This window comes from Aquimarina sp. MMG015 (assembly GCF_018100855.1).
GTDB lineage: Bacteria > Bacteroidota > Bacteroidia > Flavobacteriales > Flavobacteriaceae > Aquimarina > Aquimarina latercula.
Map to the genome: position 1 here is coordinate 1 of NZ_JAGJEB010000013.1, position 17,613 is coordinate 17,613.

At 34.2% G+C, this 17,613-nt stretch carries 4 protein-coding genes; all 4 read right to left on the minus strand.

Going from position 1 to position 17,613, the window contains the following annotated elements:
• Positions 1-4,309 (minus strand): immunoglobulin-like domain-containing protein (locus J8L88_RS19905; protein WP_211061646.1); only part of this gene is annotated, 4,309 nt, incomplete at its 3' end.
• A gap of 170 nt (positions 4,310-4,479) precedes the next feature.
• Complete coding sequence (locus tag J8L88_RS19910; protein ID WP_211061647.1) at positions 4,480-11,061, minus strand: immunoglobulin-like domain-containing protein; 6,582 nt, start codon at positions 11,059-11,061, stop codon at positions 4,480-4,482.
• Between the two features lie 270 nt (positions 11,062-11,331).
• A complete protein-coding gene (locus tag J8L88_RS19915; protein ID WP_211061648.1) occupies positions 11,332-15,228 on the minus strand; it encodes a hypothetical protein in 3,897 nt (1,298 codons plus the stop codon).
• Between the two features lie 363 nt (positions 15,229-15,591).
• Positions 15,592-17,454, minus strand: a complete 1,863-nt coding sequence (locus J8L88_RS19920; protein ID WP_211061649.1) for a hypothetical protein — start codon at positions 17,452-17,454, stop codon at positions 15,592-15,594.
• Positions 17,455-17,613: the final 159 nt, after the last annotated feature.

Here is a 17,613-nt window from a genome sequence, read left to right on the forward strand (position 1 = left end):
CATCCACAAAATCTGAACTGTTAATCACAACATTAGTCCCATCATCTGTAGTAGCTCCCAACTCTGTATATCCGGCTCCTAATTCTATTTCTTGTGGATTATCACCTAATAAAGTGATCACTGGTGGTGTTGTAGTATCTACTACATTAACTGTTCTGCTTACTTCTTCAGCAGTGTTACCAAAAATATCAGTTGCATTATATGTAATCGTATAGCTACCTACCGCATCTACAAAATCTGAACTGTTAATCACAACATTAGTTCCATCATCTGCAGTCGCACCTAATTCTGTATAACCAGTTCCTAATTCTACGATCTGTGGATTATCACCTATTAAAGTAATTACGGGTGCCGTGGTATCCACTACATTCACCGTTCTAATCACTTCTACCGCCATATTACCGTAAAGATCAGTTGCATTATATCTGATCACATAACTTCCTATGGCATCGATAAAGTTTAAGGTATTAATTCCAATTAGACTACCATCATCAGTAGTTGCTCCCAATTCCGAATACCCTGCTCCTAGTTCTATTTCCTGAGGGTTATCACCTATTAAAGTAATTACGGGTGCTGTTGTATCTACCACGTTCACAGTACGTGTTACCTGCACAGCACTATTGCCTAAATTATTAATAGCATCATAAAAAATGGTGTAAGCTCCTACAGCATCCATAAATTCCGTAGCATTAATTCTTACTACAGAACCATCATCCGTAGTTGCTCCCAATTCTGTATAGCCATCACCTAACTCAATAGTTTGCGGGTTATTACCAGTTAAAGAAATAACAGGGACAACACTACAATCTACAGCAAAATTAGTTTGAGCATCTATATCCGTCCAGGCAGTTTCTGAAAAGGATACATTATCTACCTGAATACAATTAAGATTTGGATTATTACTTAACTCAAAATTAGTAACATTCACATTATTTCCATTCTGAACATTCAATCCAGTTAGATCATTATCAAATGCTGATAACCAAGTCAAATTAGATAAATGACTAAGATCAATATCTTGATTTATATCACATTTTTGAATCAGTAATCTCCATAGCAAATTATTATTACTAACATCTACAGTAGTAACATTGGGTAATGAAAATGCCCATAGTTGTTGCAACGCCGTATTCGTACTTACATCATAGGAAGCAACTCCTGTATTATTAAATCTTAAAATTTCTAAAGCGGTAAGTCCTCCTACATTTATTGAAGTCAAATTAGAATTACTATGAGTTTCTAATCTTCTCAATTTTGTGAGATTCGTAACATCCAAAGTTGTATGTGCGTTACTATTTATTTTTAATTCGGTCAATTCCACAAAATCCTGAATTCCAGTGAAATCAGAGATATTCTTTGCTGTTAACGTAAGGTTCGTTATCGTATTAATTAAAGAAGTAGGTACCCGATTGTCCCCAACATAATTATCATATCCTAGCAGATTTAATTCATTTTCAAAATTGTTATCTGGAATATTCGAATACACTATTTCAGAAATGATTGTGTCTCCTTGATCCGTTGGGCAAGTATCATCTCCATATGAAGCCCAAACGTTATACGTATTGGCAGCTAAATCTGAAATTTCTGCAGCACCTACACTATCGTCAAAGGTATAAGGATATGTATTTCCTCCGTCGATACTAAATTTAATTTGACTTTGACTGGCATCATCTGAAAATGTAAGTAGTAATCTACCATCCGATTGACCAACCTCAGCATGTATAGCTGATATCGTTGTTAGTATTCCTTGAGCTTCCATAATTTCTACAGTACCTACAAGTTCTGCACAAGAATCATCTCCCCAACGGGACCAGATTTCATAGCTTCCTGGCGTAAGGTTATTGAGAATTACTGAACCTGAATTATCATTAAAAGTATAATCATAACTAGTACCGCCGTTTAAACTTACTTCGACTGTAGTCTGTGAAGGATTGTCTACTAGGAGAAGTTCAATAGTACCATCATTAGCATCACAAACCGTTTCATTTGTACTTGTTGTTATAGAAGCAGAAGAAGCTAAGGAAGCATCAATGGTAAACTGTCCCAAATCTACAGGACAATCATCATTATCATAACTAACCCATACATCATAATTTCCGGCAGCAAGACCTGGTACGGAACCAGAGCCAGCATTATCATTAAAGGTATAATCATATGATGTCCCATTATTAATACTAAACTGGATTACAGTTCTTGTACCTACATCTGAAAACGTAAAATTTAATGCCCCATTATCTGCACCACAACTCGTTTCAACGGCTACTACCGTAGCATTTGGACTTACTTCTTGATCAATAGTTATTTCCCCTAAATCTACTGGGCACTCATCATTATCCCAACGCACCCATACATCATAAGATCCAGCTGCGATATTATTTATTGTTGCGGAACCTACATTATCGCTATAGCTATAAGGATATGATCCTCCATTGTCAATACTGAACTCAATGTCTGTTCTTGCAGCATTATCCGGAAAAGTAAACGTAATTTCACCATCATTATCCGTGCAACTAGCGTTACTCGTTCCAACCGTTGCGCTAGGGAGCTCATCAATAGTCATCGTAGCGGCATTTGATGTCAATTGATCTCCACACGTATTTTCTGCAATGCATCGGTACTGATAGCCATTAAAAGAAAAAGTTGGATTATTTACCATTAAGGTGGCTGTATCTGAATTTGAATAGTTGCTATTATCCGAAATATTACTCCAACTACTTCCTGTATTTACCTGCCATTGATACATAGAAATTTCAGTGCCAGAAATACTAAATGAGGCTGATTCACCCTCACAATCATCATGATTTGATGGACTTGATGTGATGGCTAAGGCACTACAACATTGAGAATATTCTGTCATTGCTCCAATATTAGAGCAACCAACACTTTGTGTAAAAATGCCCATGGTAAAATTTGCCCCTTCAATATCATTACTATTCAATGCGTATTTCTCCACTCCAGCACCAAGATTATAGTGCATAATAACATTAGAGTCAATTACATGACCCAATTGATGGGCATGACCTAATTCATGTAATGCTACACTTTTAAAATCCACTTGACCGGAAGGAGGAGTCCCCGAACCATAATACCAATTCGTAGAGTCATTCCAAGTGATATCTAACTCATCTACGATCGCACGACCTGTTACACTACAGCTACCTAACAATCGGGTTGTTACCTGCCCTAATACACCAGAAGCTAATTCGGATCCATTGTCAAAACGAATAATATTAATACCATCATCACTAGTTACATCTGTAGTAGTAGTAGTTCCAAACACGAAATTTACGGCAGTTTCGCAATTCCAAAGCTCAAAAGCGTCTTCAAAAAAGGGTTTAGCACTACTTGTATCAAAATCGATATGGTACTCAAAAGTAAAGCCTCCGTTTGCATTATCATCTATCAAAGTGGTTGGAAACGCATTACCTCCTCCAGTTGCGTTTAAATGATTGTATCGTACGGTTAAGGTTTGGCTACTTGTAACAGTTGCTGGATCAGAATTGGTAACGCGAATATTACCGGTACCTGCTCCCGAAGGTACCTGAACCTGAATCTCAGTATCCGTCCAACTTAACACTTGCGAATCAAATGCATCAAAATAAGTAGTCCCTCCCGTATTGGCATTCTGAAAACTAACCGTGCCCTGTACAGTTCCAAAATTAGAGCCATTTATGGTCAGAACTTCCAGTGTACCTGCAGATATTGAGGAAGGAGATATCCCTGAAATAGAAGGGGTTGCTAAAAGAGCTTTTCTCCTATTTTCTAACACAACGGGCCTTTGTTGTAATACTTTCATAGCAGCTCTGGTCGTCTTCTGTATTTTAGAATACAATTCATTTTTTACAGAAGGATACGTATAAAAAACATCCGAAGCTTTATTAGTAACTTTATCGTACCGCACAAATCCCTGTGCAGCTGCAACCATATCATATATCGTTCCTTTTAATGGAAGAGTTGCCTTGGATGCTTTTAACATAAAAATACCCAAATCTCTATTATATAATGAAACTGAGCTCGAGGTCATTTGTATCTCGTTATCAACTTGCCCACCAAGAACCGCAATTTTAACGGTTGTTGAGGAAGATCCTTTAGCTACTTTATACACTTCAATTTCAAAAACGGTATAAATATTAGATCTGGAGGTATCCCAATAACTTTGGAACGCTTTTACTTCTCCTTCTACCACCAAGGTAGATTCATCTATTCGATCCTGTAATGAAACAGGCTTCATTAATATTCCACACTGTTGGCCATAACCAACCACAGAAATACTCAAAAAAAACAAAAGAGTGTGTATTTTTTTTATCATAGTATAAAAGGTTAAGGTTTTAATTATTAAGGGCTAATATTATATAATTAAATTCGAGTTTGTTTAATAGTAAACTCGCTTTGATTTTCTTTAGAAAAAAGATTCTAGATTGATATATGTACTATTGAGATCAATGTACCACCTAGCTTACTCAAAATTAGATAATACATCTATTCATTTTTAATTAACTTTATAATCTGGTGAGTGTTTTTCTTTTCTATTCTAATTAAATAAACTCCATTCGATAGATCTTGTATATCAATCAATCCGCTACTATCAATTATAGCTCTATTTACTTCAATTCCGTTTATAGTATAAATGGATACTTCGGTCTGGTCTAATAATCCTGATATCTGAAAATAGTCCTTTGCTGGATTTGGATACAATTCAAAATTAGTTTGTTGATTTTCTTCTGTACCAAGTGTTGCTATCACACTAACAGTAAAAGTCGTAGTTGAAACATTACTACTAGTATCCTCTGCGTACACTGTAATTAAATGGTCTCCGATGCCTAATAATGTTCCGGGGGCAGGATCTTGAACAATATTAGTATTCAAACCGGTACAATTATCACTAACAATTACATTAGAGATGAAATTTGCTAAGGAATATTGGCCTCCACTATCAAAACCAACCTCAATATTATTTGGTATTGTTGACGGATCAAAAACTGGAACTATCTCATCAACTACTGTAATTATAGCATTACAAGAATTACTATTGCCATTATTATCAATTGCGGTTAACACTACCATGTTATTTCCGGTGGTACTACAATCAAATGAAGTAATATCTAAACTCAAGGATGCTATTCCTGAAATATCATTGCTACCATTATCTACTTGATCTGCCGTAATACTCACATTACCTGTTTCATCTAACAACACTGTAATATTTTGACATACAACGTCTGGTAAATCTGTATCAACTACATTTACCGTTCTGGTAACTTCTATCGCCATATTACCGGATGCGTCTGTAGCATTATAAATAATCGTATACTGACCAACAGCATCTACAAAATCAGAACTATCAATACTAACCATACTTCCATCATCTGTAGTAGCTCCTAATTCTGTATATTCTGATCCTAATTCAATCTCTTGTGGGTTCGCTCCTGTTAAGGTAATTACTGGTGCTTTAGTATCCACTACATTTACTGTTCTGATAACTTCTATTGCCATATTACCAGATGCATTTGTAGCATTATAAGTAATCGTATACTGACCAACAGCATCCACAAAATCAGAACTATCAATACTAACCATACTTCCATCATCTGTAGTAGCTCCTAATTCTATATATCCTGATCCTAATTCTATCTCTTGTGGGTTCGCTCCTGTTAAGGTAATTACTGGTGCTGTAGTATCCACTACATTTACTGTTCTGATAACTTCTATTGCCATATTACCAGATGCATCTGTAGCATTATAAGTAATCGTATACTGACCAACAGCATCCACAAAATCAGAAGAATGAATAACCACACTAGTTCCATCATCAGTCGTAGCTCCTAATTCTGTATACCCATCTCCAAACTCTATTTCTTGTGGATTAGCTCCTAATAAGGAAATTACCGGTGCTGTAGTATCTACTACATTTACTGTTCTGCTAACTTCTGTAGCAGCATTACCAAAAGCATCTGTAGCATTATAGCTAATGGTATAACTACCAACAGCATCTATATAATCTGAAGAATTTATTACTACATCACCGCCATCATCTGTACTTGCTCCTAACTCAGTATATCCAGCTCCCAACTCTATTTCTTGTGGGTTGTCTCCTGTCAACGTAATTACTGGTGCTGTACAGTCTTCATTAAAAACAGCCGTATCATCTTTATCCCAATCTACCAGATAAGCAGCTGAAGGATTATCTACCAGGATACAATATAAATTAGGGTTATATGACCCTTCAAAATTTGTAATAATGCTATTATTACCATTCTTAACATTTAAGAATTCTAATAGAGTTTCGGAAACGACAAGATCTTCAAGTCGAACACAAGAACTTACATTTAAACTAGTTATAGGATTTTTATAAACACTTAACACTTTTAAGGTTGGGTTATTATCAACTAGTACACTAGTAATGAAATTTGACCTCAACACTATTTCTTCTAAGGCCGGGTGCCCTGTAAAATTAAGCGAAGTAAGATCATTTTCTGCAGCATCTAGCACTTTCAAATTAAGATTACTACTTACATCCAAAGTTGTTAAATCGTTATAGTCAATATTTAAAGACTCAAGAGCTGCAAACGCTTCAATTCCTGTTAAATCTGCAATATTTAAACGATTCAAATCTAGATTAACTACCGTTTCTATTTTTTCTGTAGCTACTTGATTATCATTCGCAATTCCATTACCCATACTTATAGCATCTCCAACAGCAACTATATTTCCATCTGCATCGTGTGTTTCTAAGTAATTTTCAAAATTAGCATCTGCGATATAGGTTAGATCACAATATAATGCAAAACTAGCCGTATCATCTTTTTGCCAAATATCTGGATATAACTGAACTACTTTATCAGCTTTAATACACGTTAAATCAGGATTTCCTAAAGCGTCAAACCATGTAAAATTATCATTATTTCCATTAGCAACATTTAAGGAAGTTAATTGGTTGTTTGCAATTCTTAATTGTATAATACTAGGATATGGAGATAAATCTAAGTTCGTAAAATTATTATCATTTAAGATTAGCTGTCTTAACAACGGATTGTTAGAAATATCTATGGAATTAATTCCTGTATTAGATACGCTTAAATTGGTTAATGCGGTAAGTGTAGAAATATCTACATCTCCCAAATTAGCATTATCCTCGAGATATACTTGTTCTAATAACGTATTATTGGTTAGATCTAAACTCGTCAAGTTATTATTCGCTAAAGTGATAACACTCAGTTTCGAATTATTACTTAAGTTAATACTTGTTAAATTATTATTGTTACGACATATTAAATACCACATATCTCTAAAATCTTCGATACCTGTCATATCAGTAACCATTTTATTTTGGAAAATAATTCCCTCAGAAACTTCTACCAGTGCTGTATACACATAATCATCATTGTCAATTCCATTACCATAACCTTGGCTTTCTAAGAATGCTTCGAATTCATCATCCGGCACGTAGGTTAATCGACAATACTCACCAAAACTCGTGGTAGCATCTTTTTCCCAGTTACTACTTAAGTAACTTGCATTTGGGTCATCTACTGTGATACAACTTAAGTTCGGGTTTCCAGTAGCATATACTTCCATACCACTGTTATTATTCCCATTTTTAAAGTTTAACGAAGTTAACTGACCGTTTTGACATTCTACATATTCTATATCTGGGCTATTACTAAAATCTAAGGCAACTATAGCAGTATTATTGGTATATACTTCGTCTAACTTCGTATGATTTGATAAATCTAAAGTAGTTAACAAAGTATTATTATCAACGAATATATCTTCAAGATTTAAGTTACTTGAAACATCCAAAAAAGTAAGTGTTGGTGTATCACCTATAGCTAAATCATCCAAATTTGCAAGCATACTCAAATCAATAGTCACGAACTCATTTCCTCCACAACTTAGGGTCTCTAAAAGTGAATTATTTGCGACATTTAACGTTGCTATTGAATTATCATCAATATATAATTGGGTTAGATTGGTATTGTTTGAAATATCTAAAGTACTTACCGAGTTTTCTCTTATTCTAAAATCAATCAACCCGGTATTTACACTTAAATCTATGCTACTAAAATTATTTTGATCTAAGTTTAAGGTATGTAATGCTGTGCTTGAACTTACATCAATAGTACTTAAATTATTGTTTCTAGCTCTTATTATTTCTAGAGAAATTAATCTAGAAAGATTCACACTTGTAAGTCCCATGTCCTGACAATCAATCTCTTTTAAGTTTACATTTGCAGTTAAACTTAAGTCTGGATTAGAAATGGTATTTCTAGAACCTCTAAATATTTCTAAGCCTATAAACGCCTCTAGTCCTGTAAAGTCTGTAATTCCTCGACCTTCAACACTCAGATTTCTAAGCACCTGAACTTTCTCTGTTCCCACCAAATCATCATTGGCAATGCCATTACCCATACTGGCTGGATCTCCTACAGGTACAACCTGTCCCATACTAGTATGTGTTTCTAAATAATTTTCAAAATTATCATCAGGAACATAAGTCGTGCTACAAAAAGTATTGTATAGTGTTTGAACATCTTTATCCGTAAAATTGGTATTCGCATAAGAAATATCATCGACAACTACACAAGTAAGATTTGGGTTATTAGTAATATCAAAATCGCTGTTATCAAAATTGGTATTATTACCATTTCTTAAATTTAAATAAGTCAATTGATTATACGCCAATGACACATCTTCTAAGAGTGTATGTTTAGATAAATCTAAACTTTCAATACTATTCCCTTCAGCATAGAACTCAACTAATTTTAAGTTATTACTGATATCTAAACTTGCCAATGAATTATCATAAATCTGTAAATATTTTAATTCTGGATTTTGGGAAAGATCGATACTTGTTAGTTGACTTTCAACACAGTCTAAGTCTTCTAATAAAGTAAGCATTGTTACGTCTAAACTTCCTAAGGGATTATTAAAACAAGATAGTTTATCCAATTTAATATTCTGAGAAAGGTCTAAATTGGTGATCTGATTTCTAGAACACAATAAAGAAGTTAATTCTGTATTTTGAGAAACATTCAAAGTAATAATATTATTATTTGAACATGTAAAAGCTTTTAAGGCCGTAAAAGCTTCAATTCCTGTTATATCTGAAATGTTTAATCTAGAGATGCTTAAATTTTCAACAGAGGCTATTCCTGATGTATACACTTTATTATCATTCGCAATACCATTACCCATACTCGTTGCATCTCCAACAGAAACGGTTCCTCCACTGGCATTATGAGTTTCTAAATAATTCTCGAAGTTATCATCTGGCACATTGGTTTCTCTACAATCGAGACTAAATATAATGTTGCTATCTACGTCCCAAGAATTTAAATATGACGCGTCTGGATCATCCACTTGAACACACTTCATTGTTGAATTATCCTCAGCATTAAAATAGGTTATGTTCGCATTGTTTCCATTTTGGATATTGATTCCTGTAAGATTAGCATCGTATGCAGAAAGACTTGTTAATGCTGTATTAGCCGAAAGATCTAAATAAAAACCTGCCGCTTCATCGATAACTAAGGTTTCTAATAAAAGGTTCTTACTAAAATCCGTATTAGACAGGTAAACTCCTTTTGCATTAAGGTTTTTTAAATTTGTTAAAAGAGGGATATGATCATTTATTGAAGATAATTGATTATTACCTTCAATATTTAAAATGGCTATTGTGGTATATGATGAAATGTCTAATGCACTTATATCGTTCCCACCAATATTTAATTCTGTTATTACATCATTATCTCCTAATATTAATGTAGTACTGTTTGCATCATTATAAATTAATTTTTCCAGTTTCAAATTACTAGACACGTCTAAAACAGCAAAAAACACATCGTGTAAATACAATTCTTTTAGCTCTGGTAATTGTGAAAAATCAAATTCATTAAAATTATTTTCTGAACAATCTAAGATTTCAAGAGACTCAAAAGCCTCTAAACCATCGAGTTCACCAATACTATTTCCTGAAATATCTAAGGTAGTTACGTCTACAATTCTTGATGTAATTACATATCCATCATCCTCCAAACCATTCCCCATACTGTTAGGACTCCCTATAGAAACTACATTTCCATTGGCATCGTGCGTTTCTAAGTAATATTCGAAATCTATATCAGGAATACTCGTTTGACTACAATCTTTTTCAAAAGAAGTGGTATTATCTTTTTGCCATGTACTTAAATAAGCAGCATCGACATCATCAACCTGGATGCAACTCATATCACCACCTCTAGCATCAAATGATGTGATATTAGCATTATTACCGTTTTTGATATTCAAACTTGTTAAACTTGTTTGACCAGAAAAACTAGTCAGTGCTGTGTTGTTGGAAAGATCTACATCTAAACCTGATAAGAAATCAATGGTCAATGTTTCTAATAATACATTATCAGATAGATCCAAACTCGTTAAATCGGTACTATCACAATTCAGATTCACTAAACTAGTAGCCCCGCTAAAATCGGCGATATCTAAATCGGAATTATTAGCACAATTCAAATCTGTTAAGTTGGATAAGTTACTTAAGTCTATAGTGCTTAGGTTATTGCCAAGAACATTTACTGTTTCCAAAGCATCAATCGACCCTAAATTAATACTTGTTAATCCATTACTAGCGGCATTTAAGGATTTTAGTTTAATGTTAGTACTTAGATCTAATGTTGAAATACCATTTGTACTGCAGGTTAGTGTTTCGAGATTTGTATTCCCTGAAACATTAAGACTAGACATCCCATTAAAGGCACAGCTTAAAACCCGAAGGTTTGTATTACTCGAAGCATCAAAACTGCCAACACCGTTAAATGTAAAATCTAATGTTTCAAGAGCGGTGAAATCCTCAATTCCTGTTAAGTCTGCAATTTGTTTAATAGCAATATTCAAAGAAGTAACTCCAGAAATGTTTGCTGTTGTTACATAATCATCATTCGCAATACCATTTCCCATCCCATTAGCTTCTAGAAAAGCTTCAAAATTGTCATCAGGAACATAGGTTTCTTGTGCAAAAACAATAAAATTAGCGAATAGTAAAAAAACAAAGGGTAGTTTTCTTTTCATATAAGGGGCTTTTTGTTAAACAGCTGATGCAAATAACATACATCATCATTAATAATCACTGATATATTACCGGACAAAAACCGGACAATTCTTCAAAACCATGATTAAAACATTTGTCAATCAGCTATTTGTATTTTATGGTGCAATAATAATTTTTTTAAGGTTTCTTTAAGAATTTTGATGGTGACAAAAAGTGGTAAAATCAAAAAAAATATAGATTGTTCAGTGTTTGTCTGATCTTAAAACAACAAGTTAAAAGTCTGAATGCAATTATTCAATGACCATCCGTTTGGTAGCTACTTTTTGATCGTCTACATATAAGGTATAATAATATACTGCTGCGGCAAGACCATCGCTATTGATATCCAATTCCGCATCTCCTCGATCATCAAGTGATACATTAGAAATTATTTTCCCACCACCATCACTAAAGACCATTACTGCTCTACTCACACCTAATGGTATATAATACTTGATAGAAGAAGTACTGTTAAATGGATTTGGTATGTTTTGATATAGTTTAGGGGTATTTGTCTTTCCTTCTGGCACATCTTCTACTCCAAGAGCTTCACAAGCACAATCTTCTAGTGTTTGTAATCTTTCTAAAATATCAGTCATCTGATCTTGCAAGGTTGCAACTTGATTTTGAGCTATAGTTAGATCCGCTTGCAAATTCGATACAATAGGAGCTAAATCTACAGATACCGAAGTTCCGTTTTGAATTTCTATAGTAAGATCAGTCCCTGTTAAAGTAGCTTCAGTAAGGTTTTGGTTATCACTATTCACATAAGTAGAAAGATCAACTGTATTTCCATTACTTATACTAAGACTGTTACTACTTAACTCTAAAGTTTGATTGTCTGTTCCTGAACCATCTTGCAAAGCAGAAAGGTCAATTGTATTTGTTCCTCCTGAGATACTTAGTGTAGCACCGTTTAATGACAGTTCCTGACTATCTGTATTATCTAAATATCCAGAAAGATCCACTGTAGAAGTATTACCCGAAATACTTAGCGTATTTGTAGTAAGTGATATCCCTTGCGAATCTGTATTATCTAGATATCCAGATAAATCAACTGAAGAAGCATCATTTGTTAAACTTAATGTGTTAGCAGAAAGATCTAAATCCTGAGCATCGGTATTATCTAAGTATCCAGATAAATCAATACTAGTTGTATCATTCGTTAGACTTAATGTGTTATTCGAAAACTGTAAATCTTGATCATCCGTATTATCCAAATATCCTGAAAGATCTACTGTAGAGGAATTACCTGTAATACTCAATGTATTTGTGGTTAATGATATTCCTTGTGCATCTGTATTATCTAGGTATCCAGATAAATCAACTGTAGATGCATCATTGGTTAAACTCAATGTATTATTTGAGAATTGCAAATCTTGATTGTCTGTATTGTCCAAATATCCTGATAGATCAACTGTAGCTTCATTCCCCGAAATACTCAATGTGTTTGTAGCTAATGATATTCCTTGGGCATCTGTGTTATCTAGGTATCCAGATAAATCAACTGTAGATGCATCATTGGTTAAACTCAATGTATTATTTGAAAATTGCAAATCTTGATTATCTGTATTGTCCAAATATACTGATAGATCAACTGTAGCTGCATTCCCTGAAATACTCAATGTGTTTGTCGCTAATGATAATGATTGTGCATCAGTATTATCTAAATATCCAGACAAATCAACCGTAGTTCCATCATTCGTTAAACTCAATGTATTATTTGAAAATTGCAAATCTTGATTATCGGTATTATCCAAATATCCTGAAAGATCAACTGTAGAGGAATTACCTGTAATACTTAATGTATTTGTTACTAATGAAATGGCTTGTTCATCTGTATTATCTAGATAACCTGAAAGATCTACTGTAGCTGCATTACCTGTGATACTTAATGTATTCGTCGACAAAGATATTGCTTGCTCATCTGTGTTATCTAAGTATCCAGATAAATCAACAGTAGATGTATCATTAGTTAAACTAAGTGTATTTGATGACAAACTTAAATCTTGATTATCAATTTGCGTAGACCAGGTTAATACACCTGATCCATCAGTAACTAAAACTTGACTTGCAGTGCCATCTACAATAGGAAATTCATAATTGCCTGCAATATTAAGACTATTTGCAATTTGCATTTTTCCAGCTACGCTAATTGCCGCAACTGGAGCACCATCAAAAGGTCCCCATGTCCAACCATTATTGGCAGTTGCAGTCATCGACGTATTGATACTTACTCCTGTAACTGGACCATAATCATAATTTGTACTTCCTCCATACGAAATTTTATATTGTTCACGACCATTAAACTCAATTCCATTCTCTTCACCTCTATCAAAACGAATTACATTATCCATCATATTAAGCATGGTTGTTGCAGTATGATCTCCTAGATTATCTTTGACAGCACTACTCCATTCGGTACCATTCCAAAAGTATAAAGCTTTTTCATCGGTATCATACACTGTCAACCCTTCTTCGGTCTCACGAATCCCTTTTGAAGAAGGATATTCTGGAGCAGCAGGTTCTAGCGCTGTACGTTGTGCAGTCGTTAACCTTGGAAGAAACAACCCTTTATTACTTGATGTTAAATCCAATATTGCGTATTGATTAGGTGTATTGGTACCAATTCCAGCTCTTACCGGGTTGGTAGCTCCCCCTAATATCATCGTATCATCTTCGGCAGCCTGGGCACCATTTCCTATAGCGATAGCATTGTCTCCACTTACCAATGCGTTATACCCTATTGCAATATTATTAGTAGCTTTGTCCTCTGGATAAGTGCTACTAACTGCATCATTTGACTGTGCTCCCTCTCCAATCACAATAGCACCTTGATTTTCTGCCATTGTATTACCTCCTATGGCGATTGCCTGATTTCCACTTACATTCGTTTGATAGCCAATTCCAATAGATAATTCATCTGTCATCCTGCTTTGCCTACCGATTAATATAGAGTTATCTCCACCGCCAGTTATGGTAGCCTGATATCCAATACCAATCGCTGCGGGTGCATTATCTATAGCCACTTCTGCTCCTACCGCAATACCATATTGACCATCTACCCTGGTATTATATCCTATTAAAGTCACATCATTGTTTCCAGCATCTGCATTGGCTCCTATAAAAGTAGTCCTGTTGGTATTGGTTCTGTTACCAACCCTATCGTATCCGTTTCCAACAACATAAGGACCAGATGATCCAAAACTTGCAAAAGCTCCCATACCTACGTTATCTTCTCCTTCTCTATTACTTGATCCAGTAGCTACGCCTACATAGGTATTTCTATTGGCATTAGTTGTACCATTCGTTCGATTATTATCCCATCCTGCATTGGCTCCTATAAACGTATTAAAATTAGCATGTTCTGTGGAAGCTCCTGCTGCTGCACCGATCATCGTATTGTAAATCCCTGTACCAATATCAACCGCTGATGAATCTCCGACGGCAGTGTTATGATGTCCTTCAGTAATACCTGAAAGTGATTCGTCTCCAATTCCTGTGTTTTTATATCCTGGACCTGCAAGAACGGAGGACCCCCAACCGTCACCATAACCCGCAAAATGTCCTATAAAAGTATTCTCATAACCGGTTGTAATTTTTTGACCAGCATCTTCACCGATAAAGGTATTTTCATAACCAGTAGTCATGTCTTCTCCTGCTTCTTCTCCAACAAAGGTATTATCATATCCTGTGGTCATAGATAATCCTGCTTCTGTACCGATAACCACATTATCATTTCCAATAGCTGTTCGGGCTACATATTTACCTATATAAACATTATCATAACCATCAGTCATTTGATCTGCAGCAAAAGCGCCAATCACAACGTTATCTCCAAAATTGTTGATCGTACCGGAACCACGGTCATGTAAAGCACCGGCCATGGCACCAATAAAAACATTTTGACTTGACATTGTAACAGATGAGCCAGATCCAGGTCCAAGAAAAACATTCCAATCTGCATTAGTTATTGATGATCCTGGTGCAAAAGTCTGCGAACCATCATAAGGAGCTGGTGTATGACTAGTAGTGGATTGATCTGGTGTTGCAGTACCACCTGTTGAATAGTTTTCTGTTTGCGCGTGTAAAAAAACACTACCAAAAAAGAATAAGGCAGCAATACTCCAAAGTAATTTTGTTTTCATATTAAGGGGTTTTGAAAAGGTTTCAGCAAATAAATTAATTTATGTAAAAAATTAAGGTAAAAAGTACCGGACAAAAACCGGACAGTTTGAAAAATTAGCTATCAATCAAACATTTACGTTCGAACATCTATTCTCATTTCTTTTCTAAAGAAAGAGTATTCTTAACGCAGGAAAATTATATTGAAACTAGATCAACAAAACTTTTAAAATGTAAAATGGTGAAGAAGTATTTTTTTATCATAGGGCATGTATTTAGGTTTATTGTACTTACTATAAAGTAGCGCAAACCTATGTTAAAGTTTTCCTAACATAAAAAAACACCAGTGACAAAAAGTGGCAAAACTGTCTTTTAACAGAAAAGACTTAAGAAGCTTCTAAATATTCTAGGATAGAAGATCCTTTTGGTGCATTGATTTTTTTACGTAAACGCGAACGGCTCCTGGTTACACTATCTTGAGAAATAGCCAACATATTTGCTATTTCGCTAGTACTAAGATCCAATTTTTCCATAACTAGCAATCGCTCTTCCGATTTCGTAAGATCGTAGTTTTTGTTTTTTAGATTCGAAAAAAAAGTGGGGTATACCATCATAAACTTATGTTTAAAGGTATACCAATCATCCGGAGTAAGAATTTTGAGATTTGTTAAATCTTGAAGCTTTTGTAAGGTCTCTTTTTCTCCCAATTCATTTTTTAACGCTTCTAATTCATTAGTCAGCGTTTCCTGCATCCTACTTTTATCAAGCAACTGTGCAGTAAACTCGTCCAGTTCTCTTTTGTTTTGCTCGATTTTATCTGATAATAACTTTCGTTTTCGCTTTCCTGCTTGCCATATATACAGGGTAATTCCTATAGCAATTAGAATACTAGAACACAATACAAGCCATAGTATATTTCGTTTTCCTTCAGCAATTTGTTTGTCTTTTTCTAAAATCTCAATCTCCGCTTTTTTCTTAAAAATTTCATTGTCTTTTCTTTCAGTTTCAAACTGTGATTGATAATATAGAAAAGTATTGGTATTTATTTCAGAAGTAACTGAATCTTTAGAAGTTACGTGATTCAACAAATGTGTATACGCATCTTTATAATTCTCCTGAATTCCATATACATCGGATATTTGTTTCTCTGCTCTTATGTATCGATCCACATCATTAATTTTTTCCTTTTTCTCCAATAGTTTCTTCAAAGCAATTTTTGCCTTATCATATTCTCTTATTTCTTTATAATACCTAGCTTTATGTAACAATAAATGTGTATTATAATATTCTGGTGCTTCCGTTAATATTCTTTGATTCTCAGCCATCTCCAGATGTTCTTTAGCCTTTTCTATATCCTTTTTTTGTAAATAATAATCAGTATTAACTCTTTCTGCTTGCATTCTAATTAATGCTTTTGATGTTTTATTGGAAATACTATCTGTACACTGCACTGCAGAATCAGCATATTTTTTTGAAGTTTCTAACTCATTTTTACTGTGGAAATTTCCTGCTAATTGTGTATATAAAAATCCAATTCCTTTATAATCTTTAATTTTTAATAAGTCTCTAAGCGCCTTTTTTCTTTCAAAAATAGCCTTATCATAAAACTTATTCCTTCCATACAAGCCGGCTAGCTCTCCTAACACATAGCTTGCATATTGTATGTCATTAAGTTTATCATATAAAACATAGGCTTCTTCAAACCGCTTGATAGATGTTAAAAAATCCTTTAGATTCGTATATACTTGTCCTGCAAAAAAACGCGCATCTGCCGCAAAAATGGAATCACCAGATGCTAAAAACAACTCAGCAGAAGTGTCATAATCTTTAACAGCTTTTTCTAATAATTCCTTATTAAAATATGCACCGCCTCGTTTTAGTAATAAATGAGCTTCAGATTTTGTAGTAGTAAATTTAGGTTTTTCCTTTAGCATCTCCTCTACTACATAAATAGCTGAGTCAGGTTGACGACCATAAATATGGTTTTGAGCAACAAATCGCGTTTTTGCCGCTGCTAGATCATAATCTCCTTGTTTTTTTGCTAATGTAATCACTTGATCTAAATAGATACTTTGATCAGGATGGTTAGCTTGTATCATTTCTTTTGTTAGGGTGTCAAGAATTCTTAACTGCACCTTTTCTGAAGGAGTTTGTTGTAAAACTTGCTGTAAAGTATCTATTTTGGTCTGAGAAATGCTCACTTCAGTAATACTAAAAATAAGTACTAGTAACAGAATCTGTCGTTTCATTATAAGGGGATTTAAGAGGTAAAATAAGAATTGTAAAACATTCTTATTTTAAAGATAAAACTTTAGTTCTCCATAATAGCAATTATCCTATTTTAATCAAAAAAAACAACGGTGTCAAAAAGTGGCAAAACACTAAATAAATTGATTTTTAAACACTTA

Bases quoted from the DNA above. Each gene is read 5' to 3' on its own strand.
- J8L88_RS19910 (WP_211061647.1), bottom strand. From the start codon at position 11,061: ATGAAAAGAAAACTACCCTTTGTTTTTTTACTATTCGCTAATTTTATT.
- J8L88_RS19915 (WP_211061648.1), bottom strand. From the start codon at position 15,228: ATGAAAACAAAATTACTTTGGAGTATTGCTGCCTTATTCTTTTTTGGT.
- J8L88_RS19920 (WP_211061649.1), bottom strand. From the start codon at position 17,454: ATGAAACGACAGATTCTGTTACTAGTACTTATTTTTAGTATTACTGAA.